At 55.4% G+C, this 22093-nt stretch carries 22 protein-coding genes; 14 read left to right on the forward strand and 8 right to left on the reverse strand.

Annotation, left to right across the window (positions count from 1 at the left end; translation table 11 throughout):
* Complete coding sequence (locus AC6I8W_RS10150; protein WP_497838031.1) at positions 1 to 549, reverse strand: P-loop NTPase family protein; 549 nt, start codon at positions 547 to 549, stop codon at positions 1 to 3.
* Entirely contained in the window at positions 543 to 1175 is a 633-nt protein-coding gene (locus AC6I8W_RS10155) for a LysE family translocator (protein ID WP_497838032.1), read from the reverse strand. The genes AC6I8W_RS10150 and AC6I8W_RS10155 overlap by 7 nt, the downstream gene beginning before the upstream one ends.
* Before the next feature lie 129 nt (positions 1176 to 1304).
* Between AC6I8W_RS10155 and AC6I8W_RS10160 the strand changes: the two genes are divergently transcribed.
* Positions 1305 to 1934 carry a glutamate racemase gene (locus AC6I8W_RS10160; RefSeq protein WP_497838033.1) on the forward strand — a complete coding sequence of 210 codons (630 nt, stop codon included), beginning with the start codon at positions 1305 to 1307 and terminating at the stop codon, positions 1932 to 1934.
* Positions 1935 to 1974: 40 nt separating this feature from the next.
* On the opposite strand, the gene AC6I8W_RS10165 is transcribed toward AC6I8W_RS10160, so the two are convergent.
* Complete coding sequence (locus tag AC6I8W_RS10165; protein ID WP_497838034.1) at positions 1975 to 2490, reverse strand: DUF6622 family protein; 516 nt, start codon at positions 2488 to 2490, stop codon at positions 1975 to 1977.
* Between the two features lie 276 nt (positions 2491 to 2766).
* Between AC6I8W_RS10165 and AC6I8W_RS10170 the strand changes: the two genes are divergently transcribed.
* The 4 genes from AC6I8W_RS10170 to AC6I8W_RS10185 all read left to right on the forward strand — a co-directional run bounded on the left by AC6I8W_RS10170 (position 2767) and on the right by AC6I8W_RS10185 (position 9271).
* Positions 2767 to 3927: an efflux RND transporter periplasmic adaptor subunit gene (locus AC6I8W_RS10170; protein ID WP_497838035.1), complete on the forward strand. Its 1161-nt coding sequence runs from the start codon at positions 2767 to 2769 to the stop codon at positions 3925 to 3927.
* Positions 3928 to 3929: 2 nt separating this feature from the next.
* Complete coding sequence (locus AC6I8W_RS10175) at positions 3930 to 7091, forward strand: efflux RND transporter permease subunit (RefSeq protein ID WP_497838036.1); 3162 nt, start codon at positions 3930 to 3932, stop codon at positions 7089 to 7091.
* A 1-nt stretch (position 7092) separates the two neighbouring features.
* Entirely contained in the window at positions 7093 to 8520 is a 1428-nt protein-coding gene (locus tag AC6I8W_RS10180) for an efflux transporter outer membrane subunit (protein ID WP_497838037.1), read from the forward strand.
* Positions 8521 to 8689: 169 nt separating this feature from the next.
* On the forward strand, positions 8690 to 9271 hold the full coding sequence (locus AC6I8W_RS10185; protein ID WP_497838038.1) for a TetR/AcrR family transcriptional regulator: 582 nt from the start codon (positions 8690 to 8692) through the stop codon (positions 9269 to 9271).
* 1 nt (position 9272) lies between these two features.
* On the opposite strand, the gene AC6I8W_RS10190 is transcribed toward AC6I8W_RS10185, so the two are convergent.
* Positions 9273 to 9848, reverse strand: a complete 576-nt coding sequence (locus tag AC6I8W_RS10190; RefSeq protein ID WP_497838039.1) for a TetR/AcrR family transcriptional regulator — start codon at positions 9846 to 9848, stop codon at positions 9273 to 9275.
* A 166-nt stretch (positions 9849 to 10014) separates the two neighbouring features.
* On the opposite strand from AC6I8W_RS10190, the gene AC6I8W_RS10195 reads away from it, so the two are divergent.
* From AC6I8W_RS10195 to AC6I8W_RS10235, 9 genes are all read left to right on the forward strand, one after another.
* Positions 10015 to 10719 (forward strand): pirin family protein, encoded by a 705-nt coding sequence (locus AC6I8W_RS10195; protein WP_497838040.1) that lies wholly within the window; start codon positions 10015 to 10017, stop codon positions 10717 to 10719.
* A 294-nt stretch (positions 10720 to 11013) separates the two neighbouring features.
* A complete protein-coding gene (locus AC6I8W_RS10200) occupies positions 11014 to 12015 on the forward strand; it encodes an IS110 family RNA-guided transposase (RefSeq protein ID WP_497835483.1) in 1002 nt (333 codons plus the stop codon).
* Positions 12016 to 12253: 238 nt separating this feature from the next.
* Positions 12254 to 13036 carry an SDR family oxidoreductase gene (locus AC6I8W_RS10205; protein ID WP_497838041.1) on the forward strand — a complete coding sequence of 261 codons (783 nt, stop codon included), beginning with the start codon at positions 12254 to 12256 and terminating at the stop codon, positions 13034 to 13036.
* A complete protein-coding gene (locus AC6I8W_RS10210; RefSeq protein ID WP_497838042.1) occupies positions 13036 to 13422 on the forward strand; it encodes a nuclear transport factor 2 family protein in 387 nt (128 codons plus the stop codon). Before AC6I8W_RS10205 ends, AC6I8W_RS10210 begins: the two co-directional genes overlap by 1 nt.
* On the forward strand, positions 13419 to 14270 hold the full coding sequence (locus AC6I8W_RS10215; protein ID WP_497838043.1) for a fumarylacetoacetate hydrolase family protein: 852 nt from the start codon (positions 13419 to 13421) through the stop codon (positions 14268 to 14270). Before AC6I8W_RS10210 ends, AC6I8W_RS10215 begins: the two co-directional genes overlap by 4 nt.
* Positions 14267 to 15490, forward strand: coding sequence for a DUF3500 domain-containing protein (locus AC6I8W_RS10220; protein WP_497838044.1), 1224 nt, complete (start codon positions 14267 to 14269; stop codon positions 15488 to 15490). The genes AC6I8W_RS10215 and AC6I8W_RS10220 overlap by 4 nt, the downstream gene beginning before the upstream one ends.
* Before the next feature lie 189 nt (positions 15491 to 15679).
* On the forward strand, positions 15680 to 17014 hold the full coding sequence (locus AC6I8W_RS10225) for a hypothetical protein (protein ID WP_497838045.1): 1335 nt from the start codon (positions 15680 to 15682) through the stop codon (positions 17012 to 17014).
* Between the two features lie 12 nt (positions 17015 to 17026).
* Positions 17027 to 17413: a RidA family protein gene (locus tag AC6I8W_RS10230; protein WP_497838046.1), complete on the forward strand. Its 387-nt coding sequence runs from the start codon at positions 17027 to 17029 to the stop codon at positions 17411 to 17413.
* Positions 17414 to 17575: 162 nt separating this feature from the next.
* Positions 17576 to 18397 (forward strand): DUF2218 domain-containing protein, encoded by an 822-nt coding sequence (locus AC6I8W_RS10235; RefSeq protein ID WP_497838047.1) that lies wholly within the window; start codon positions 17576 to 17578, stop codon positions 18395 to 18397.
* Between the two features lie 72 nt (positions 18398 to 18469).
* Here the strand turns inward: AC6I8W_RS10235 and hpaI are convergent, their stop codons facing one another.
* From hpaI to AC6I8W_RS10255, 4 genes are all read right to left on the reverse strand, one after another.
* Positions 18470 to 19234, reverse strand: coding sequence for a 4-hydroxy-2-oxoheptanedioate aldolase (hpaI, locus tag AC6I8W_RS10240; protein WP_497838159.1), 765 nt, complete (start codon positions 19232 to 19234; stop codon positions 18470 to 18472).
* Positions 19235 to 19241: 7 nt separating this feature from the next.
* A complete protein-coding gene (hpaH, locus tag AC6I8W_RS10245; RefSeq protein ID WP_497838160.1) occupies positions 19242 to 20045 on the reverse strand; it encodes a 2-oxo-hept-4-ene-1,7-dioate hydratase in 804 nt (267 codons plus the stop codon).
* Between the two features lie 2 nt (positions 20046 to 20047).
* Positions 20048 to 20923 carry a fumarylacetoacetate hydrolase family protein gene (locus tag AC6I8W_RS10250; protein WP_497838048.1) on the reverse strand — a complete coding sequence of 292 codons (876 nt, stop codon included), beginning with the start codon at positions 20921 to 20923 and terminating at the stop codon, positions 20048 to 20050.
* A 112-nt stretch (positions 20924 to 21035) separates the two neighbouring features.
* A complete protein-coding gene (locus AC6I8W_RS10255) occupies positions 21036 to 22082 on the reverse strand; it encodes an amidohydrolase family protein (RefSeq protein WP_013509026.1) in 1047 nt (348 codons plus the stop codon).
* Positions 22083 to 22093: the final 11 nt, after the last annotated feature.

Raw genomic sequence — 22093 nt, forward strand, 5'->3', positions numbered from 1 at the left:
TTAGCGCGTTAATCCCCACGTCTGATAACAGGCCTGCAACTCAGCCGCAGAGGAGAGCAACAGTTTTGGCTGCTGCCACGAAGCGAACATCTCACGATTACGCGGTTGCTTACTGCGCGTATATAACAACAGGTAACGCAACATCTCCCAGGTGATACGTTCCTGTTGGCCTGCGGCAACGACACCGCCAACCCGCTGTGCATCCAGTAACGTCCGACGAAAATAACGCAACACACTGCGGGTGGTACTGATTTCTAGCAAAATCAAGCCAGTAGCACGTGCCAGCCGGTCGGGCAGACAACGCACATAGTTTCCATCCATCACCCAGCTGGGTTCAGCGATTGCCGTCTGATGCAGTTGCAGAAACTCGGCTTCACTACGTGCCTGCCAGTGGGTATTGGGCAGATGATAAAGCTGGTCGAGATGGACTAATGGTAACGAGGTTTTTTGCGCAATGGCGTGTGCCAGCGTGGATTTACCGCTGTTCGACGGGCCAAGAATGCAGATGCGCGGGCCGAGATCGGCCAGAGAAAGTGCGGGCATTACCATGACAGTCCCATCAGTTTTAGCAGCAGTTGTGCGAAGTTGTGCATGGCGAAGATCACCAGCACCGCGCCACCGATGACGTTAATAAAAAAGCCAATCTTCTGAATGTTGATCAGTTTTGCCGAGGTCAGCAGTGCGTAGCATACCAGTATCAGCCACAGGCTCATGATCAGGATATGCACCGTTGCCAGCAGCAAAAAATGCGCGAACGCTCCCTGTTTACCAACAAACTGTGACACCACGGTGAGGTAGAGCATCACCGCTTTGGGATTCAGCACATTCGCCAGCCAGGCCTCTTTGACGGTGGTCCGGCGTGGGTGAGGGGAAACATAAGGAGAAGCGACATTACGTCCCCGTTGAATCAACTGCACGCCAAGCCAGAACAGATAAATCGTTCCGGCGAAACTCAGCAGGGTAAAAACAGTGGGGGAATGCAGCAGCAGGGCGCTGATACCGGAACCGATCAGCAGCGCGTGGGTATAAATGCCCAGCGCAGTGCCGACAATGATCGCCGCCAGGCCCCGGCTGCCTGCTGTCAGGGTATTGTTGATCGCCAGGGTGAAACTGGCCCCCGGTGACAGGGCGACCGGCAAGATGGCGATAATAAAAGCAATAAGATTCAGGTCCATGCTGTTACACAGGTTGGCGATAAGCTGCTGATGGCAATATGAAATAATTCTGATGAAATTTCGTGACTAATGCAATGCAGCTAAGCAGGATAGTGAGTTACCCCGCTTGCCACGACAAAAGGATTTCCTATGACCATCGCTTGTTTACACACTGCCGCCAGTAATATCGCCATCTTTGATCAGGCCGCCGCCAGTCTGGGCATCGCACCCACCAGCTTAAGCCATCTGGTGATGCCGCATTTGTTGGCTGAAGCTGAATTGAGTGGTGGCATGACCAGCGAGCAGCAAACACGCCTTACTACGCTGCTGCATAGCCTGACGCCGTGGTTTGATGCGATTCTGATGACCTGTTCGACGCTGGGGCCGGTCGCGGATAGTTTTCACAACGAGGCCAATAGTTGTGTGGTTTATCGCACCGATCGCATGCTGGCCGATGAGGTTCACCGTCGCGGTGGTAAATCGGTGGTGCTGTGCGCCGCAGAATCAACGCTGGCGGCGACTACCGCGCTGTTCTGCCCGCCGACGCTGGCGGGATTGCAACCGGAAGTGCGCCTGATCCCTGATGCCTGGACCACCTTCAAGGCTGGCGATCAGCAGGGCTATCGCCGCCTGATTAAAGACGCCGTGGAGCAAGCGCGTCAGCAGGGTGCAGACCAGGTGGCGCTGGCGCAGGTGTCGATGGCGGTGGCGGCGCAGGACTTCACGCATGACCAACGCCCGCTCACCAGCCCGTTGTTGGCGTTGCAGCGCTTCGCATAACCCATTACATCATCGTAGCGGCGCGATTTATCGCGCTGCTTTACGGTCTTGCCAGATTACGCGAGCGATACCACGGAATAAACGCCACCAACATATTTCCCCAAAACACCCCGGCGGTTAAACCGCTAATTAATCCGTGTGTCAGATTAAAGGTCAACGAATCCATCAGCATGGGTTGTAAAACCACGGACACGGAAAGCACGTATTTAGCAATAAAGGCGACCACCATAAAAATAAGCGGCAGCACCGAACCGGGGCGAATAATCGTTCCCGGCTGACTACTTGGCGTAGTGGGCATATTCCGGCGTCCCAGCATCGCCCCCAGTAGGCCGCCTATTAACAGCCCCCCAAGCATGGCGGCCAGTGCAGCCAGCGTCCAGTGGGTTTCCCTGAACACCCCGTGAATCGCCCACAGCAGGAACAGAACGGGAATCAGGAATAATTTACTCACCGCAACCTCACGCGTTTTAAGGGCTTTGATACCGCGTGAAAGAAGATAGATAAAGAGAATCCACACCCAGATTGGCGTGTGTTGGATAATCGCTATTACCAGCATGGTTTATCTCCCATCTGTGAACTGAAAAAAATAAAGACCGCCATTAACTGACCATTATTTATTAACTCAGGTCCATTAATAATGGAGTGGCTGGCGGAGAATCCGCGATGATTTATATCAATGTAGAACATGCTGCCTGGTCAACAACCTTCACCGACGGTTTCCGACACAAACTACAGGGTCATTAAATTCCCTCTTTTCGCTTTGCTTACATACGTCTTACTGGTTGTTTGTTAGACTCTCGCGCTGAGAATGAACGTTCACTATAGGATCACCATGATGGTTTTTCAGCGGTATGTTATTGCAGGTCTGGCATTTTTGATTGTTGCCTGTGACCAGAGTGCAGAGAACAATCCCGGGGCAATGGTTACGGAAGTTGGCGTAAAAACGCTGCAAACAGAACCGGTTACCTTAACCAGTCAACTGACAGGACGCGTAACCGGCACCATGACATCGGATGTGCGTCCCCAGGTCGGTGGCATCATCCAGAAACGCCTGTTTACTGAAGGCGATGAGGTCAAAGCCGGACAGGTTCTTTATCAGATCGATCCCGCCAGTTATCAGGCCAGTTATGACGAAGCGGTCGGGCAGCTAAAGAATGCCGTCGCCGTGGTCAAGAGCAGCAAACTGAAAGCCGAACGTTATGCGGCGCTGGTGAAGGAAAACGGTGTTTCCCGTCAGGATGCTGACGATGCGGAAGCCACTTACCAGCAAAATCTTGCGTCAGTTACGCAGTACAAAGCGGCGGTTGAAAGCGCCCGCATTAACCTGAATTACACGCAAATCAAAGCGCCAATCAGTGGTCGTATTGGTATTTCTTCAGTGACGCCGGGCGCGCTGGTGACGTCAGAGCAAACCACCGCGCTGGCAACCATCCGTGCGCTGGACCCGATCTATGTTGATCTGACCCAGTCCAGCGTGCAGTTGCTGAAGTTGAAACGCCAGCAAGCGTCGCTGCATCAGAACAGTGATGAAGTCCCGGTGACGGTGCAACTGGAAGATGGTTCAACCTATGACCATACCGGTAAGCTGGAACTGACGGAAGTCTCGGTGGATGAATCAACCGGCACCGTCACCTTGCGCGCCATTTTCCCCAACCCGGATCACCAGTTGTTGCCTGGCATGTATGTGCGTGCCACCGTCAGCAACGGGGTGAAAAATGATGGGTTGCTGGCACCGCAACAGGGCATTACCCGTGATGCGAAAGGCAATGCCACCGCGCTGGTGGTGGATAGGGACAACAAAGTTGAAAGCCGGGAAGTGGTGACCGATCGGGTGATTGGCAACAAATGGCTGATCGACAGCGGCCTGAAAAGCGGCGATAAACTGATTGTTGAAGGCACCGGTAAAGTGCAACCGGGGCAGACGGTGAAAGCGGTCGAAACCGGCACTACCACTCCGACTGACGCCAACGCGAACACCAGCGGAGGGAACTGATTATGTTGGCTCAGTTCTTTATCCGACGACCGGTCTTTGCCTGGGTCATCGCTATCTGCATCATGATGTTTGGTATCCTGAGCATCAAAAACCTGCCGATTGCGCAATATCCTGATGTGGCACCGCCGCAGATCAGTATTCAGGCCACCTATACCGGTGCGTCCGCGGAGACGCTGGAGAGCAGCGTCACCCAGGTGATTGAGCAGCAGTTGACCGGCCTCGACGGTTTGCTCTACTTCTCCTCCACCAGTACCGCCTCTACCGGTCAGGTCAAAATCACCGTCACCTTTGAGCAGGGCACCGATCCGGATATCGCCCAGGTGCAGGTGCAGAACAAAGTGCAGCAGGCGGAAAGCCGTTTGCCGGACGCCGTAACCCAACAGGGTGTGACGGTCGAGAAGGCACAGAGCGACTTCCTGTTGATCATGGCGCTGTACGACAAAAACAACAAAGCGACCTCTTCGGATGTTGCCGACTACCTGGTCAGTAACATGGAAGATACGCTGGCACGTCTGCCGGGCGTCGGTAGCGTGCAGGTGTTTGGTGCGGAATACGCGATGCGTATCTGGCTGGATCCGGCCAAACTGGCGTCCTATTCGCTGATGCCTTCTGACGTGGAAACCGCGCTGGAAGCACAAAACACCCAGGTGTCTTCTGGTCAGATTGGTGCGCAACCGGCGAGTAAAGAGCAGCAACTGGTCGCCACGGTGCGTTCCCGTTCACGTCTGCAAACGCCGGAGCAGTTCCGCAATATCGTGCTGAAAAGCCAGACCGACGGTTCGGTGGTGCACCTGAGTGACGTCGCGCGGGTGGAAATGGGCGACGACGACTACAGCGCCAACGTGCTGGCGAACGGCCATCCGGCATCGGGTATCGCGATTCAGTTGGCATCAGGTGCTAATGCGCTCTCTACCGCAGAGAACGTGAAAAACACCGTTAATGAGTTCCGCTCCAGCCTGCCGACCGGGTATGACATCGCCTATCCGCTCGACAGCACCGACTTTGTCAAAATCTCCATCGAGGAAGTGGTTAAAACGCTGGTAGAAGCCATCATCCTCGTGGTGATCGTGATGTTTGTGTTCCTGCAAAACATCCGTACTACCTTAATTCCGGCGATTGCCGTGCCGGTGGTACTGCTTGGCACCTTCGGTGTACTGGCGGTATTTAATTACTCGATCAACACCCTGACGATGTTTGGTGTGGTGCTCGCCATCGGGCTATTGGTGGATGACGCCATCGTGGTGGTGGAAAACGTCGAGCGTGTGATGCGCGAAGAGCGGCTACCACCGCGTGAAGCCACCGAGAAGTCAATGAAGGAAATTACCGGTGCGTTGATTGGCATCGCGCTGGTGTTGTCAGCGGTATTCCTGCCAATGACCTTCTTCAGCGGTTCCACCGGGGTGATTTACCGTCAGTTCTCCATCACGATCGTCTCCTCAATGGTGCTGTCGGTGGTGGTGGCGCTGACGCTGACGCCAGCGTTGTGTGCAACCTTACTGAAACCGCACCATCACGAAAGCGGTGAGAAAGGTTTCTTCGGCTGGTTTAATCGCAGCTACGAAAAAATCCAGGCACGTTATCACGAGAAAGTCGGCCATGTGATCCACAGCTCGGTGCGTTATCTGTTGCTGTATGCGGTACTGTTGATTGGTTGTGCCTTTATGTATCTGCGTCTGCCGACCGGGTTCCTGCCGACCGAAGACCAGGGTTACATCATGGTGCAGTACACGCTGGCACCCGGTGCCACCGAGAACCGTACCAGCGAAGTGCGCCGTCAGATCCAGCAATATTTCGCCACCAAAGAGAAAGATAACGTCAACGTCAGCATGCTGGTTAACGGCTTCAGCTTTGCCGGTAGCGGGCAGAATGCGGGCATTGGTTTTATCTCCCTGAAAAACTGGGACGATCGTAAAGGGGCAGAAAACACCGCCGACGCCATTGCTGGTCGCGCCATGATGAATCTGTCCGGCATCCGCGATGCGCAGGTGTTTGTGCTATCGCCGCCGTCGATTTCCGGTCTGGGACAGTCGAACGGTTTTACCTTTGAGTTACAGGCGCGTGGCAACACCAGTCGCGACGATTTACTCAAGCTGCGTAACCAGCTGATTGCCTCTGCTAATCAGGACCCGGTGCTCAGTAGCGTGCGTGCCAATACCTTGCCGGATCTGCCGCAGTTACAGGTGGATATCGACGATGAAAAAGCGCAGTCGCTTGGCTTATCGGTCAGCAATATCAACAGCACGCTGAGCGCGGCGATTGGCGGTACTTACGTTAATGACTTCACCGATCGTGGCAGGGTGAAAAAGGTCTACATGCAGGGTGACGAGGATTTCCGCAGTGAACCGGAGGATATCGATAAGTGGTTTGTCGCCGGCACCGACAGCGATGGCGACACCACCATGGTGCCATTCTCGTCGTTCTCTTCATCGCACTGGACCTATGGCCCGGATGTACTGTCGCGCTACAACGGCCTGTCATCCTATGAGATCCAGGGCTCTTCCGCCTCCGGCAAAAGTTCGGGTGATGCGATGACGGCGATGGAAAAACTGGCGAGCAAACTGCCGGCTGGCACCACCTATGCCTGGAGCGGCTTGTCGTATCAGGAACGTCTTTCCGGCAACCAGGCGATGTCGCTGTACGCCATTTCGTTGATTGTGGTGTTCCTGTGTCTGGCGGCGTTGTACGAAAGCTGGTCCGTACCGTTCTCGGTAATGATGGTGGTACCGCTCGGGGTATTCGGTGCGCTGCTGGGGGTGACGCTGCGTGGATTGGAAAATGATGTCTATTTCCAGGTGGCGCTGCTTACCATCATCGGCCTGTCGGCGAAGAACGCCATCCTGATCGTCGAATTCGCCGAGGAGAATTACCGCAAAGGGGAAAACCTGGTGAAAGCTGCGGTGAATGCTGCCTCGATGCGTTTGCGTCCGATCATTATGACCTCGCTGGCATTTACCGCCGGGGTACTGCCGCTGGCGATATCGACCGGCGCAGGAGCGAACAGCCGTATCGCCATCGGTACGGGCATCATCGGCGGGACCCTTTCCGCTACGTTGCTCGCGATTTTCTTAGTCCCGCTGTTCTTTGTGCTGGTCCGGCGTGTGTTCCCCGGCCTGCCGCATAGTCATGCGAGCCACACTGAATCTGCTGAGAAGACGGGGGAATAACATGTCAGCAAAACTTTTGGTGGTGTTTTTACCCTGTTTCCTGGCGGGTTGTATGTCACTGGACCCGGACTATCAACGTCCTGCCTCGCCGGTAGCTAACACCACGCCGAGCGGGGATGCCTATAAGTCGTTACAGGGTGCGCAGGCGGCTAACTATCGCGATCTTGGCTGGCAGGACTATATTCTGGACCCGCAACTGCGGCAGGTGGTGGCGATGGCGTTGGATAGCAGCCGCGACCTGCGTGAAGCAGTGGCCAGCGTGAAATCCGCCCATGCGCAATACGGTGAGGAGCGGGCTGATCTGTTCCCGAGCCTGAGTGCGGGCGTCAGCGGTACACGTTCACGCGCCCTGACCGGCGAAGGTAATCAGACTGCGATCAGCAACTCTTACACCGCAGAAGGCAGTGTCAGTTCGTTCGAGCTGGATCTGTTTGGTAAGAACCAGAGTCTGACGCGCGAGCAATATGAAACTTACCTCAGCACGCTGGAAGGCGCACGCAGCACGCGCCTGACGGTGCTGTATAATACGGTGGATTACTGGTTAACCCTGGCGGCGGATCGCAGCAATCTGGCGATTGCCAAAGAAACGGCCGAGAGTGCACGCCAGTCGATGGAGGTGACGCGTAAGCAGATGGAACACGGCACCGCTTCGATGGTGGATGTCTCCTCAGCGGAAACCACTTACCAGTCAGCGATGGCGGATGTCGCCAGCTATACCACCAGTGTGGCGCAGGACAAAAATGCGCTGGATCTGGTGGTGGGGCGCAGCGTGCCGGATAACCTGTTAGCGGCGAATATCGATGCACTGGGGCAGGCGTTCCGTGAAGTCCCTGCCGGGATTTCGTCTGATGCCTTGCTGAATCGTCCGGATGTGCTGGAAGCGGAACATAACCTGAAGTCAGCCAATGCCAGCATTGGTGCGGCACGGGCGAACTTCTTCCCGAGCATCTCCCTGACCGCCAGCGGCGGGGTCGGCAGTGCAGACCTGTCCTCGCTGTTTAAAAACGGTGCGGGCGTCTGGTCCTTTGCACCGAGCATTTCATTGCCGATCTTCAAAGGTGGTTACAATGTGGCTTACCTGAAATACACCAAAGCGCAGAAGGAATACTACGTGGCGGCGTATGAGAAAGCGGTGCAAACCGCTTTCCAGGAAGTGGCGGATGCCCTGGCACGACGTGGCACCATCAACGACCAGTTGACCAGCCAGCGTAACAACGTGGCGGCATCGCAGACCTATTACCATCTGGCCGATCTGCGTTATCGCAACGGGGTGGATACTTACCTGAATGCGCTGACCGCGCAACGCACGTTGTACACCGCGCGTACCAGTCTGGTCAGCACCCAACAGGCGTATTACCAGAACCTGATTACCTTCTACAAGGTGATGGGCGGCGGTACGGCGTTGAAAGAATCAGAACTGAAGCTGTAAACCCTACCGCAGGTCGATTTGGTGTCGGCCTGCGGTAAAATGTAAGCGGATTTTTGCCACGGCTATCGGCAAAAATTCGCGTACTGTATTATGCCGCTCCTTAAAGATGGGGTGCGAACACGTCGCGGCGCGATTTATCGCGCAAGTTTTTTGATTTGAGGAATGAAATTTGACCCGACCAGATCAACAAGATTTTCTGCACCCGCGTAAACAGCTAATTATTGCTGCGGCGAAAGTCTGTTTCAGTCGTTCTGGTTTTCATGGTGCCAGCATGGCGGATATTAGTGCCGAAAGTGGTTTGGGTGCTGGGCAAATATATCGTTATTTTAGCAGCAAAGAAGTATTGGTCAGCGCAACGGTTAACGTCATTGCTGAAGAGTGGCGGCTTTTTCTGGAAAAGAAACTTAGCCAGCAGCCGCAGGTAGCGCAGATTCTCGACCGGGATTCCGTGTTCTGGCATGAGTGGTCGATAAAAGACCAATGTTTATTACTGGAGGTGTATTCTGAAGCCTCACGTAATGCCGCGGTGCGCGATATTCTGGCGCAACAGGAGCAGCAACTTATTTCCGCGCTTGAAGATATATTTCAGCAACAAAATCCACAAACCAGTGCGGAGCAGCGTTTTAATCAGATCCATTTTCTGTTGTTACTGATTGATGGCGTAGCCTGTCGCACATTTGTCGATCATGATTTAAATCCGCAGGAACTGGCACGATTGAGCACCATACTCAGCCAGCACTTGTTGCCGTAACTTATTGTACAACCGCGTTATTGTTTACATCCTTGATGATGCCGTCAAAAAATGGCACGAAGGCGGGTACAATTTCGCGTTGTTTCATACAACGACGGATAATAATGCCATCGATCATCAGGGAGAGAACATACAAGCGAGTATGAATAACGCTGGCATCTTTACCTGGGTAAAGCGCCTGTTCTTTGCTGATAAAGTTATCCCGCAGATTTTTCCAGGCATCAGTCATAATGTGCATGACGCGCGCATTGCGCATGGCTTCAGACGAGACTTCCATCAGTAAGACAATATCATTCTCCACTTCATGCGGCACCAGCCCGGCAGAAAACAGCGGCAAACGCGCCTCACCACCTGACTGAGCAATATGTTCCAGATCATCATTAAGCAAATCTTTCAGACGTTGGGTGATATTTAATACCAGCGCTTCAATGATCGATTCTTTATTGGTGAAGTATTTATAGATCAGTCCCACACTGATATTTGCCTGGCTGGCAATATTCTGAATCGACGTCTGATGAAAACCTTTTAATCTCATGCATTGTTCAGCAGCGTCAAGAATCTGTTTTTTACGGTCCATGATGACTGGCCTGAGGAAAATAAAAGCTTATTTTACGCAACTTCGTCAGTGTTGACTAATTATCTATTGTCAAAAATTTTGACTTAAGCCAACAAATCGTACCACTGGTGTGTATGCCCTGGGCCTTTATCATGGTGCCATCTAACCGAATTCACGGAGACTGACCATGAACCTGTTACGTGCACAACGCGACCAGCTGTTTGAATATGGCCCTTTCAGCATTCGCCGTCAGCGTCCGGGCGAGGCATTTGGCCCGCTGGCGATCATCGACCAGATGACGCTGAAAACCGGGGCGCAGGTACCGATGCACCGCCATCAGAACGATGAGATTTTCACTTACGTCTGGCGCGGTTCTTCGCAGCATCAGCATGAAAATGGGGAACGCACCCCGCTGAACGCTAAACGCGTGATGGTGGTCAGTGCCGGTGACGGCCTGCGCCATGAGGAGTCTGCGCCATTGATCGAAACTGAAATGTTGCAGGCCTATATTCGTCCTGCGCACGAAGGGGGCGAGGAACGAGTGCAACACTTCACCCGTGCCGAGGGTGCAGCGGTCAATAGCTGGACGCTGCTGGCCGGGCCTGAAGGCAGCGATGCGCCACTGGCTTTGCGTCAGGCGGTGTATATCTACGATCTGAAACTGGAACGTGACCAGCAGCTGGTGATTCCACAGCGGGAAGGTTTCGCTGTCTGGCTAACGCTGCTCGACGGCGTGGTACGGGTGGGCGATCAGCGCCTGCATCAAGGTGATGCCATCAGTGATGCCGTTTCCCTGCCAGACATTCGCGGGGAGCGTGATGCCACAGTGATCGCTTTTCTGGTACAGGCCGACGCTCCAGCCGTGATGAGCGGCACCGTCAGCGGACAATAGCGTCGCGACATCATAAAATCCGCGCGATAAATCGCGCCGCTTGTATGTTTGGAGGGTCAGATTATGATTTCCCTGAAATCAGTTCTGATAACCGGGAAGCCGTGCGCCGCTGGAAGCAGCTTTTACAGTGACTTCGTACGTAGAGTGGCTCCCGCCTCCTTGTTCAGGCCGAAGAGTACCAGGAAGCTTTCTCTCGCGAGACTGACTTCGCATTACAAGGCAGGCTGAACAATCTCAGATGACGAGGTCGGGAACCGGTTAACAGTTTACGCTATTTTGCCTTCCGGAGGCCACATGACCTGTTTTGCCGGGATCGATATTTCTGCCAGAACCTTTACCTTTGCCGTACGCGTTAACGGTAAAACAACGCTGGTTTCTGAGCTTAATCAGACACCTGAGGACTATCAGGCTTTTGCGAAAAAGCTGATATCGCTGTCCCCCGAACGCATCGTTATGGAAGCAACCGGTGTCTACCATTTTGACCTTGCGGTGGCTCTTGTCCGTGCCGGGCTGCCCGTCTGCGTCATTAATCCCGCCAGTTATCACCACTATGCCGCCATGCGCCTGAACGCTGCCAAAACTGACGCCCGTGATGCGGTACTGCTGGCTGAATATGGAGAAAGCATGAGGCCTGCACTCTGGCAGGCTCCGGATGATGACTGCATGGCGTTGCGCGATATCGCCCGCATGATGACGCGAGCCGTTCAGTCCCGGACACGTTCAAAAAACCGTCTTCATGCGCTGGAAACCCGCGCCGGAACTGCCGATGTCCTGCTGGAGCTGGAAGAAGAAGACGTGGAATATTACAGCCGTAAGGTAGAGAAGCTGCACGCGCTGGCGCTGAAAATCATCGCGAAAAATAGCGCCCTGAAAGCGGCGTTCATGTGCCTGTGTTCAGCCAAAGGCGTCGGAGAGACAACGGCCATTACTGTACTGGGCGAGCTGAGCCTGCTGCCCCGGGATATGAAGGCAAATCAGGTAAGCCGTCATGCGGGCCTGCATGTGAGGCAGAGCCAGTCGGGCAGCAGCGTGAACCGTCCGGGACGTCTGGGTAAAGCGGGCAACGGTCATCTGCGTAGGGCGCTGTATATGGCCGCGCTGAGTGCTGCGCAGCATGAACCCCGCGCCGCGATGTTTTATCAGGGGCTGATAAAAAGAGGTAAGAAGAAAATCCAGGCGATATGCGCAGTAATGCGGAAATACCTGACCGGCTTATGGAGCTGTATAAAGCACGGTCAGGATTTTGATTCAGCGAGACTTTTTAGTACCAAGCATCGGGAAAGTGTTGATGCTTAACAGAGTATCTACAACCCTGTAGGATAATACGTAGCGGCGCGATTTATCGCGCGTTTATCTGCCCCGCAAATGCCTGTCCCGTAATGCTTCCCATTTTTCACATCCTGTTAACGATCCGTGACCCGCCTCTGAGTTTTGCGTTGCGGAGCCGTGCAATATTCTGACATATCGTAATACTAGATATATCTAATTATTCGTCATCGCACTCTCATCAACGCAAAGTTTTCCGGGAGCAATCATGGATCTGGGCATCAGTAACAAACTCGCTTTTATCTGCGCGTCGTCACAAGGGTTAGGCCTGGCGTGCGCCCAGGCGCTGGCGGCGGAAGGCGTGCATGTCACGTTGAACGGACGCAACGAAGCCAAATTGCAGCAGACCGTGCAGCGCTTGCGTGAGCAGAACCCGGCGGCGCAGGTTAGCTATATTTGCGCAGACCTCACCAGCGCAGCAGGACGCGACACCATTCTCTCGGCATTGCCCAGTATCGACATTTTGGTCACCAACAATGCCGGCCCGCAGCCAGGTGCGCTGGCGGATTGGCAGGCTGCGGCGTTGCGTGAGGCAATGGAAGCCAATTTTATTCCTGCGATTCAGTTGATCCGCGCCTGGTTGCCTGGCATGCAAGCCCGGCATTTTGGCCGCATCATCAACATCACCTCGGCGATGGTCAAAACCCCGCACTACATGATGGGGTTGTCCACCTCGGCACGTGCGGCGCTGACGGCGATGTGTAAAGCCATCAGCCAGGAGGTGGTGCGTGACAACGTCACCATAAATAACCTGTTGCCGGAGCGTATCGATACCCCGCGCCAGGAATTTATGTTGCAACGCCTGATCGCCAAAGAGGGTATCAGCCGCGAACAGGCACGGGAGCGCAATGTGCAATCCATTGCTGCCCGGCGTTATGGCACACCGGAAGAGTTTGGCGCGGCTTGTGCCTTTTTGTGCAGCCAACAGGCCGGGTTTATTTCGGGGCAAAATTTGCAGCTGGATGGCGGTTCCTATCCGGGGTTGATCTGATGAACGCCACCCGCGCGGAATTACTTGAGTTTGAACAACAGCGCCAGCAGGCGTTAATCCACGCCGATCTGCCGCGACTGGAGCACATGCTGGCGGATGATTTGGTGCATATCCACAGCACCGGCCTGGTGCACAACAAAGCGCAATTTCTGGCGCATGTCCAACGCATGGGTGGTTTCGTTGCCATTCAGCGTGATGCGCCGGATATCCGGCTGGAAGGTGATATCGCCATCCTGACCGGCCACACGCGCAACCGGGTACGACAGCTGGAAACGGGAGAAGAGGCGGAACGCTACGGCTTCTCGACGTTGGTGCTGCGGCGTACCCCCGCCGGTTGGCAAATTTTGCTCTCACAGTTAACGCCTACAGCAAAGGAAATAACATGAAACTGGTACGTTTTACCGAACAGGGCCGCACGCGGATTGGCAAGGTAGTGGGTGATCAGGTGATTGACCTCTCCGGGGTGCCTGGTGTGAGTGGTTCGATGCGTCAATTGCTGACCAGCCTGACAACGCTGCGTCCGCGACTGGAAGCGATACATAGCCCGGCGTATGCATTAGCGACGGTGCAACTGGAAGCACCGATTCAGGACGCACAGAAGTTCCTTGGCATTGGCATGAATTACCGTAAACACGCTGAAGAAGCGCGTCAGGCGGGGATTCCGATCCCGGAAAGTCAGCTGTGGTTCAACAAACAAGTCTCCTGTATCAACGGGCCGTTTGCTCCGGTGGTGAAACCAGCGGCCAGCGAAAAAATGGATTACGAAATCGAGTTGGGGGTGGTGATTGGCAAACGCTGCCGCCATGTGAACGCCAGCGACGCCGCCAGCGTGATTGCCGGCTATCTGATTGTCAACGATGTGTCGGCGCGTGACTGGCTGCATAAATCGCCGACTTTTACGCTGGGTAAATCCTTCGATACGCATGGCCCGATTGGCCCGTGGATTACCACCGCTGATGAGATCCCCGATCCGTTGCAGCTGGAGATGAAGTTGTACGTGAATGGTGAGTTACGCCAGCACGCCGACAGCGGTGACATGATTTACGACATCTACGCGCAGATTGCTTACCTCTCAACGGTGATGACGCTGGAGCCGGGCGACATTCTGGCAACCGGAACCCCTTCCGGCATCGGTGCGCCGACTGGACGCTTCTTGCAACCCGGCGATGTGATGCGGCTGGAGATTGCAGGGCTTGGCCATATCGAAAATCCGGTGGTTGAGGAACAGTTATGACCAGCCAAAATTTTCGCGATTATTTAATGCCCAACGATGCCGAACGTATCGGGCTGGCGCGCGGTGTCGATTTGCACACTTACGGCGCGCGCATGCTGGCAACCGAGAAAGCGCAGAAGCTCAAAGCTCACTGGCAGGCGATGCTGGATGAAACCTATCGCGGTATCACCAGCAATGGCGTGGTGCAGCCTGGTCTTTTCAGCTTGCAGGATGAAGGATTCGCGGTGGAAGAGGCGGTGAGGGCGGCGCAGGGGCTGTTTGCCACGCTCGATAGCACTCAACAGCAGCAGGTGAGCTATGCCATCGATGCTGCGCAGTGGCGCGCCTGGTACAACCCGGAGATCCCGTTCAATGATTACGGCCTCAGACTGGATGAAACCACGGCGGCAACCCACGAAACGTTCTGGTCGCTGCTGCGCAGTTGTACCAGCGCGGTGGGGTTTACCAGGGTGCAGCAGGTGATGGATGCCAACCATTTTCTTGGTGAGCTGTACGATCTCACCCACATCATGAACCGCTGGAGCTTCCATTTTCTGCTGTTTGGTACGCCCTCGACCCATCAGCCGTGGGGCTGGTCGATCTACGGTCATCATGTGGCGTTTTGTTGCTTTATCGTCGGGCGACAACTGGTGATTGCACCGACCTTTTTTGGCGTTGAACCCAATGTGATTGCCCGTGGTGATGCCAGCGATTGTGTGCTGTTCCGCGATGAAGAACGGCTTGGCCTCGCCTTGATGCAGTCGCTCAACGCCCGGCAGCAACATCGCGCCACGATTTATCAGTTAATGGAAGATCCCGCCATGCCTGCCGATCGCTTTAACTTTGCCGATCAGCGGCACCTTGGTGGGGCGTTTCAGGACAATCGGGTGATCCCGCTGGAGGGCGTCTGCGTGGCGGAATTTACCCCCGCGCAGCGTCAACAAGTGATGGCGCTGGTAGCAGTGTTTTTGGCTTTCCTACCTGACGGACCGCGTGCGGCGCGCCTGCAACAAATTGAGGCGCATCTCGATAACACCTGGTGGAGCTGGATTGGCGGTTGTGGTGATGACGATGTGTTCTATTACCGGCTGCAAAGCCCGGTGGTGATGCTGGAGTTTGATCATCACAGTGGCATGTGGCTGACCAATGAACAACCGGCGCGTTTCCATATCCACACCATTACCCGTATTCCCAACGGGAACGACTACGGCAAAGCGTTGTTGTCGCAGTCGCGGAAGTAAACTCAGGCGCAACGCCTGAATTCCTGTCGTACCGGGTGACGTCGTTCTGCCCGGATAACCCACAGCGTCAATTAACCGTTCCCGTCAGGGATGTCGGGCGGCTGCGCTGTGCCCCAAGCGCGATAAATCGCATAAAACCCGCGCGATAAATCGCGCCGCTACGTATCACCATGATGAGGTTATCAGGCAATGGATGTTCATAAAAAAGCCAAAATTGCTGCATTAACCGTAGTGCCTCTGGCGTTGTTCTGCGGTACTTGTTTTGCGGAGGCTTCACCTGCAACGGACTCCGACAGCTTTAACGACTGGCTCGCACAAGGCAACATCTCCGGCGAGCTAAAAACCATGACCTTTTTTAAAGAGTTCAGTGGCACTCAGGTCAACAAACGCACCAGCTCGGCGGGCGGTGATATTCAATATCGCAGCCCGGAGATTGGCGGTTTTAGCGCCGGGGTGGGGGTCTATGGCGCGTATAACCTCGGGTTGAATCCCTCCGACCCGGAACGCACCGAAATCTATTTACCGTCGGAAAATACCACGGTGCTGGGCAAAGCCTTCCTGCGCTATCAGGGTTATGGCTTTGATCTCCAGGGCGGGCGTTTTGGTCTGGATACGCCGTTTGCCAATGAAGGCGAAGGCTGGACTATGATCCCGGCGTTGTATCAGGGGTTCGGCGGCAGCTATGCGTTTGATGACAAGGGCGAGCTAAAACTCAATGCGTATCGTATCTACCGCTTCAAACCGGAAAGTTCCGACCAGTTCGGGAAAGGCGATGCCGGTAATCCGGAAATCGAGGATACCAGCATGCCGTCGGTGGACAGCGATGGTTTCACCACGGTGGGCCTGCGCTACGGCCAGCAGTGGAATACCGTGGCGGAAGCCTGGTACTACAACTTCGATAAACGCGCCCAGCTTGGCTACGGTGGCGTCCAACTGCCGGTATCGGCGTTGAAATTCGGCAACTGGACGCCGTATTGGGGGGCGCAATATCTGCACGAATGGGATGCCAGCGATCAGGCTTATCCTTACCACAATATCGATACCGATCTTTATTCCGGGCGTATTGGCATGAAAACCCGCAATCATGATCTGTATTTCGCCGCGACTTATGTGCCGCGCAAAGATGACGCTTTCCTCAACGGTGGTTTCTTCGCACCCTACAGCTACGGTATTTATGACCATACCCCGCTGGAGAGTGGGCAGCCGCTGGTGTCGATGGTTACCACCAACCAGCCCGGTAAAGCCTTTGCCTTACGTTATGCCTACCACGACGAGAAATACCTGGGCGTTTTTGGCGTGACGCGTCTGGAGCTGGAGGATTCCAGCGGTATCTACTATCCGCTACCCGCAGAGAACATCAACGCCGCCTTTATGATCCTGGGTTACAACGTTACGCCGCGTCTGCACCTGGAATTCGAGTTTGACTACGTCCACTCGCCCAATGAGGTGACAGGTAATTACCATGCGGAACGTCTGCGTCTGGTGTACCGCTTTGGCGCGAAAATGGCGGATGATGATTATTAATCAGGAGGTGATATGAGCCGACGCGAAAGTATCTATATTGATGCCTTTCCCCATGCCAATCCGATCCCGGCGGCATGCCGGGTGGGGGCGATGTTGTATTCCGGGGTGATCTACGGACGTGACCCGCAGACACAGCAGGTGCCCGCCGATCTCGGGCAGCAGTGCGCGCTGATGTTTCGCCATATCGAAAGCATCGTTAAGGCAGCGGGTGGAACGCTGGACGATGTTGTCAAGGTGACGTTATGGATGCAGGACAAAGCGCAGCGCGAGGTGGTGAATCGCTACTGGCTGGCAGCATTCCCGGATGAGAACTCGCGTCCTGCTCGCCATGCGCTGGATGGCAACTTCAGCGGTAATACCTTAATTCAGTGCGATTTTATCGCGGTACTGGATCGGTAATCTCTCATTGCGGGCAGTGATTGTATCTGCCTGCACCTTTCTCTATATTCCCTGTGCAACGGAAACGATTGCCGTAACGACTTGGACTATGTCGGAAATTTCGATATATTTAAAATTCAGCGATCATTGTGTGGTTATTCGAGTCACTGCGTGGGGGCAGTCATGGTTGGACAAAGCGAATTGGATACGCAGCCTGCGGCTGGTAAAACGGGTCGCCGGGCGCGCGCCTTCGATTACGGCGAGTTACGCCTGCTGTTATTGGCGATTATCGCCAAACAACCCAGCCACGGGTATGAGCTGATCCATGAAGTCAACGAACGGCTGGGCGGCACCTACAAACCCAGCCCCGGCGTGCTGTATCCGGCACTCACCTGGCTGTACGATCGCGGCTATGCCGAAATCGATTTAGAGAAGGGTGGCAGGAAACGCTACCGCATCACCGATGAAGGGAATTCGTTCCTCAGCGCCAATAAAACCGTGATTGATATGCTGGTGGCGCGCGTGGTGCCCAAGGCACAGGGACATGGCCAGTCACCGCAGGCGATTGTCGAGGCGATGGACCATCTGAAACGCGCGCTGAGTCTGCGTGCCAAAATGGAGCCGGTGGCGGATCAGGTGGTGACACGCATGGGGGAAATTATCCATGTGGCCGCCAACCAGATTGAAGCTTTGCTGAATGCGCCCACCTTAAGCGAAGCGGCGGCGAAGTGTGTGGCCGATATCGTCACGCCAAACGGTGAACGTTTTCTGCGTCGGCTTGGCAGCCATTTCCAGCATCGCACGCCGGTGGTGATGGATGAAAACAGCGGCCATTTCCGCATGAGTATGGGGGAGGTGCGCATGGAAGTGCTGGACGGCATTTTTCGCGTCACCCTGACCGCGCTGGATGAAGAGAAGCTGACCGAGATGCAGCATATTCTGGTGCGCCATCTGGAAGAGGCGGCGGTACGCGAAACGCTGGACGTGGCATGGCGGCGGGTTTAGCGCGATAAATCGCGCCGCTACGGAATGTGCAATTATTTGTAGCGGCGCGATTTATCGCGCGTATCCGCCTGACTAACGAAAATCTGCCGCCAGCGCCGAGCTGGCTTTCACCAACAACCCGACATCGCTGCCCACCGCCACAAAGGTCGCACCCAGTGCCAGATAACGGGCGCATAGCTTAGGATCGGCACTCAAAATCCCCGCCGCTTTACCGTGCGACTGAATGCGTATCAGCGCCGCCTCCACCACGTCTTGTACTTCTGGTGCGCCTGGCTGTCCGGGAAACCCCATATCCGCCGCCAGATCGGCAGGCCCAATAAACACCCCATCGACCCCGTCAGTGGCCGTAATCGCATCCAGCTGCGCCAGACCGGCCCGGCTCTCCACCTGCACCAGCAGGCAAATCTGTGCATTAGCGCTGGTGAGATAATCTGGCGTGCGGTTAAACGCCGATGCCCGCGCCAGCGCCGCGCCGACGCCGCGTATGCCGTGTGGCGGATAACGCACCGCTTTCACCAGCGCCTGCGCCTGTTCAGCACTTTCCACCATCGGGATCAGCAGCGTTTGCGCACCAATATCCAGCAACTGTTTGATGAGCCAGGGGGCATCCATCGGCGCACGTACCACCGTATGCGCCGGTGAGGCCGCCAGTGCCTGCAACTGCTGCATCAACAGCGGCACGTCATTGGGGGCGTGCTCGCCATCCAGCAGCAGCCAGTCAAACCCGGATCCGCCACAAATTTCAGCGCTGTAAGGGTTGGCGAGCGCCAGCCACAGGCCAATCTGCGGCTGTTTGTGGTGTAGCGCCTGTTTAAAACCATTAATGGGTGCGGACATCGTTACCTCACGCAAAGTAGCAACTGACGGAGCCGTGGCGGCCATAGTCAGCATGAATGGTGTCGCCATGACGGGCCTCAATCGGGCGAATAAACGAACCGGCAAGGACGATTTGCCCGGCGGCAAGATGATCGCCATATTGCGCCAGCCGGTTAGCCAGCCAGGCAATGCCGCGTGCCGGATGGTTCAACACCCCGGCACCCAGCCCGGTTTCCTCCACGGTGGCGTTGCGCGCCACAATCGCACCCATCCAGCGCATGTCGACATTTTCTGGCGCGAACAGCTGGCTGCCCAACACGATGCCCGCATTGGCAGCATTGTCAGAGACGGTATCGATAATGGTACGCGCTTTGCCGCTGGCGGCATCGCTGCGCACGATGCGGGTATCGAGAATCTCCAGCGCCGGTAGCACATAGGCGGTGGCGGCCAGCACCGCTTCCACGTCCACGTCTGGCCCGCACAGCGGTGATTTGAGGACAAACGCCAGTTCCGCTTCGATACGCGGCTGGATAAAGCGGTCCGCCGGGATGGTGGCACCGTCATCAAACACCATGTTGTCGAACAACACGCCGGAATCGGGGGCGTCGATATTCAATGCGTACTGCATCGCTTTCGATGTCAGGCCAATTTTCCAGCCAATCACCTTACGACCGGCTGCGATTTTTTGCCGCACCCACGCCTGTTGCACCGCGTAGGCGTCATCCAGCGTCATCTCCGGATAACGTAACGACAGCAATCCAGTCTGGCTGCGGCTGCGTTCGGCCTGATCCAGTGCCTCGACAGCGGTTAACAATTCGCTCTGGCTTAACATGGTCACACCTCATCCTGAACGTGGTTGCGCAGGGTGCCGATCCCCTCGGCGTGCACCTCAATCACATCACCGGGCTTCAGCCAGATGGGCGGTTCAAAGCGTGCGCCCGCGCCGGTCGGCGTGCCGGTAAAAATGATGTCGCCGGGATTGAGCGGGATAAAGGTCGAGATGTAGGCGATGATCCAGCTGAATGAGAAGGTCATGTTGCGGGTACGATCGTCCTGACGCAGTTCACCGTTAACATGGGTGGTCAGACGGATATCGGCGATTTGCGCCGCATCGGCGAAGGGCACCAGCCACGGGCCTATCGCGCCGGAGCGATAGAAGTTTTTGCCCTGGGTGACATTGAATTTACTGTGTCGCACCCAGTCGCGCACCGTGCCTTCATTACCCACGGTGATAGCGGCGATATGGTTTAACGCCTCCTTTTCAGGAATACGACGACCAGATTTGCCGATCACGATCACCACTTCGCCTTCGTAATCCAGCTGCTCGCTCTCGGCGGGGCGTAGCAACGGCTGCTGATGGCCGGTGAGTGATGCAGGAAAACGCACAAACATTGACGGGTAATCCGGCGCGCTCTGACCGTCTTTATATTCGGCGTTGCGGTTCGGGTAGTTGACGCCGATACACAGAATTTTGCCCGGTTGCTCAAGCGGCATCTCGAACTGGATATCGGTCAGGGCATAATCCACGGGCAGGTTTTGCGCCTCGGCGGCCAGCGACGCCAGGGCGTTATCAGCGATCACCGCATCCAGCGTCGGCCAGCGATCAGCAAAACGCCGCTTAAGGTCAATCACCCCAGCGCCACGGATTAAACCGTAAGCGTGTACCTGACCTTGTTCGGCGGAAAAACGGATAAATTGCGGTCGTTCCACGGGTTTTCTCCCTATTTTGGCAAAAATGCGGCGAGCAGAAGCCCGCCGCTCCCAGCACGAAGGCTGAGCAGTTTTCAAGACACAGGAGGGTTTACGGCGTTGACGTGGCGGATCAGGCCAGGTTGAACATACGCGCGGCGTTACCACCCAGAATGTTGGCTTTGTCTTCAGCGCTGATATCCAGACTCTCGATGGTCTCAATGCCTTTGAAGAACCAGTCCTTACGGATCGGGTAGGAGCTGCCGTACAGGATGTTTTTGCCGCCAATCACCTTCACCGCCGCTTCCAGCTGCGCTTTACCCCATTGCGGTGCGCCGGAGGTATCAAAGAAGATGTTGTTGCTCAGTTGCGCACGTAGGTTGCCAGTGCCGGTCTGGAAACGATCCACCGCATCATTGAACTGATGTTGTGGCGGCACCAGCATATCGGCGAAGGCATAGAACGCGCCGCCCAGCATCGAGTGGATAAAGCGCAGGTTGGGCAGCTCATCAAACATGCCGCTGAACAGCTCACGGCCAACGGCGGTTGCCTGATCCACGCAGCGACCAAACTGGCGACGCTGGTTGGTGTAAGGCAGCACCGAGTTGAAATCTACCGGCAGCGGGGTGTGGTGGACCACCACCGGCACCTTGAGGTCGTTAAGGAAAGTCAGGTACGGACGGAAAGCCGGGTCATCAAGATAGATTTGACCGTAGTGCGCCACGATCTGTGCGCCTCGGAAACCGAGTTGATTCAGGCAGCGATCCACCTCGCGCAGGCAATCGTCGGTGCCCCACGGTGGCACTACCGCCAACGCTGACATGCGGCCTTCGCTGCGTTTCACGTATTCCGCCATGCGGGTGTTGACCTCTTTACAGGTCTCCAGATCCAGCCACTCCTGCCACACCGGCAGACGGAAGATGGCATGGTCAACCCCGGCTTTCTCCATATCCGCCAACTGGCTTTCCAGCGTGTATTGCCCTTCGGCATAGTTCAGGTTAACAAAGCCTTTCGGCTGTTCGATGATCAGCTGGCTCAGTTCCTTGCCTTCAATTTTCTCTACGCGGGTGTGCACGCCATATTGTTTTGGCACGCAGTCGAGAAATGAATTCAGCAGTTTCTTGTCAGAAAACAGCTCGCCCGGCAGCCAGTGCATGTTGGCATCAATGATCTTGCTCATAGTCAGTTCCT

Source organism: Pantoea sp. X-Soil-TKNS-1211, assembly GCF_059730495.1.

Coding starts and splice junctions, on each gene's coding strand:
- AC6I8W_RS10165 (WP_497838034.1), bottom strand. CDS start 2,490: ATGCTGGTAATAGCGATTATCCAACACACGCCAATCTGGGTGTGGATT.
- AC6I8W_RS10235 (WP_497838047.1), top strand. CDS start 17,576: ATGGTTGGACAAAGCGAATTGGATACGCAGCCTGCGGCTGGTAAAACG.
- hpaH (WP_497838160.1), bottom strand. CDS start 20,045: ATGTTAAGCCAGAGCGAATTGTTAACCGCTGTCGAGGCACTGGATCAG.
- AC6I8W_RS10180 (WP_497838037.1), top strand. CDS start 7,093: ATGTCAGCAAAACTTTTGGTGGTGTTTTTACCCTGTTTCCTGGCGGGT.
- AC6I8W_RS10195 (WP_497838040.1), top strand. CDS start 10,015: ATGAACCTGTTACGTGCACAACGCGACCAGCTGTTTGAATATGGCCCT.
- AC6I8W_RS10205 (WP_497838041.1), top strand. CDS start 12,254: ATGGATCTGGGCATCAGTAACAAACTCGCTTTTATCTGCGCGTCGTCA.
- AC6I8W_RS10170 (WP_497838035.1), top strand. CDS start 2,767: ATGATGGTTTTTCAGCGGTATGTTATTGCAGGTCTGGCATTTTTGATT.
- AC6I8W_RS10155 (WP_497838032.1), bottom strand. CDS start 1,175: ATGGACCTGAATCTTATTGCTTTTATTATCGCCATCTTGCCGGTCGCC.
- AC6I8W_RS10215 (WP_497838043.1), top strand. CDS start 13,419: ATGAAACTGGTACGTTTTACCGAACAGGGCCGCACGCGGATTGGCAAG.
- AC6I8W_RS10190 (WP_497838039.1), bottom strand. CDS start 9,848: ATGGACCGTAAAAAACAGATTCTTGACGCTGCTGAACAATGCATGAGA.
- hpaI (WP_497838159.1), bottom strand. CDS start 19,234: ATGTCCGCACCCATTAATGGTTTTAAACAGGCGCTACACCACAAACAG.
- AC6I8W_RS10175 (WP_497838036.1), top strand. CDS start 3,930: ATGTTGGCTCAGTTCTTTATCCGACGACCGGTCTTTGCCTGGGTCATC.
- AC6I8W_RS10255 (WP_013509026.1), bottom strand. CDS start 22,082: ATGAGCAAGATCATTGATGCCAACATGCACTGGCTGCCGGGCGAGCTG.
- AC6I8W_RS10200 (WP_497835483.1), top strand. CDS start 11,014: ATGACCTGTTTTGCCGGGATCGATATTTCTGCCAGAACCTTTACCTTT.
- AC6I8W_RS10220 (WP_497838044.1), top strand. CDS start 14,267: ATGACCAGCCAAAATTTTCGCGATTATTTAATGCCCAACGATGCCGAA.
- AC6I8W_RS10210 (WP_497838042.1), top strand. CDS start 13,036: ATGAACGCCACCCGCGCGGAATTACTTGAGTTTGAACAACAGCGCCAG.
- AC6I8W_RS10230 (WP_497838046.1), top strand. CDS start 17,027: ATGAGCCGACGCGAAAGTATCTATATTGATGCCTTTCCCCATGCCAAT.
- AC6I8W_RS10225 (WP_497838045.1), top strand. CDS start 15,680: ATGGATGTTCATAAAAAAGCCAAAATTGCTGCATTAACCGTAGTGCCT.
- AC6I8W_RS10160 (WP_497838033.1), top strand. CDS start 1,305: ATGACCATCGCTTGTTTACACACTGCCGCCAGTAATATCGCCATCTTT.
- AC6I8W_RS10150 (WP_497838031.1), bottom strand. CDS start 549: ATGGTAATGCCCGCACTTTCTCTGGCCGATCTCGGCCCGCGCATCTGC.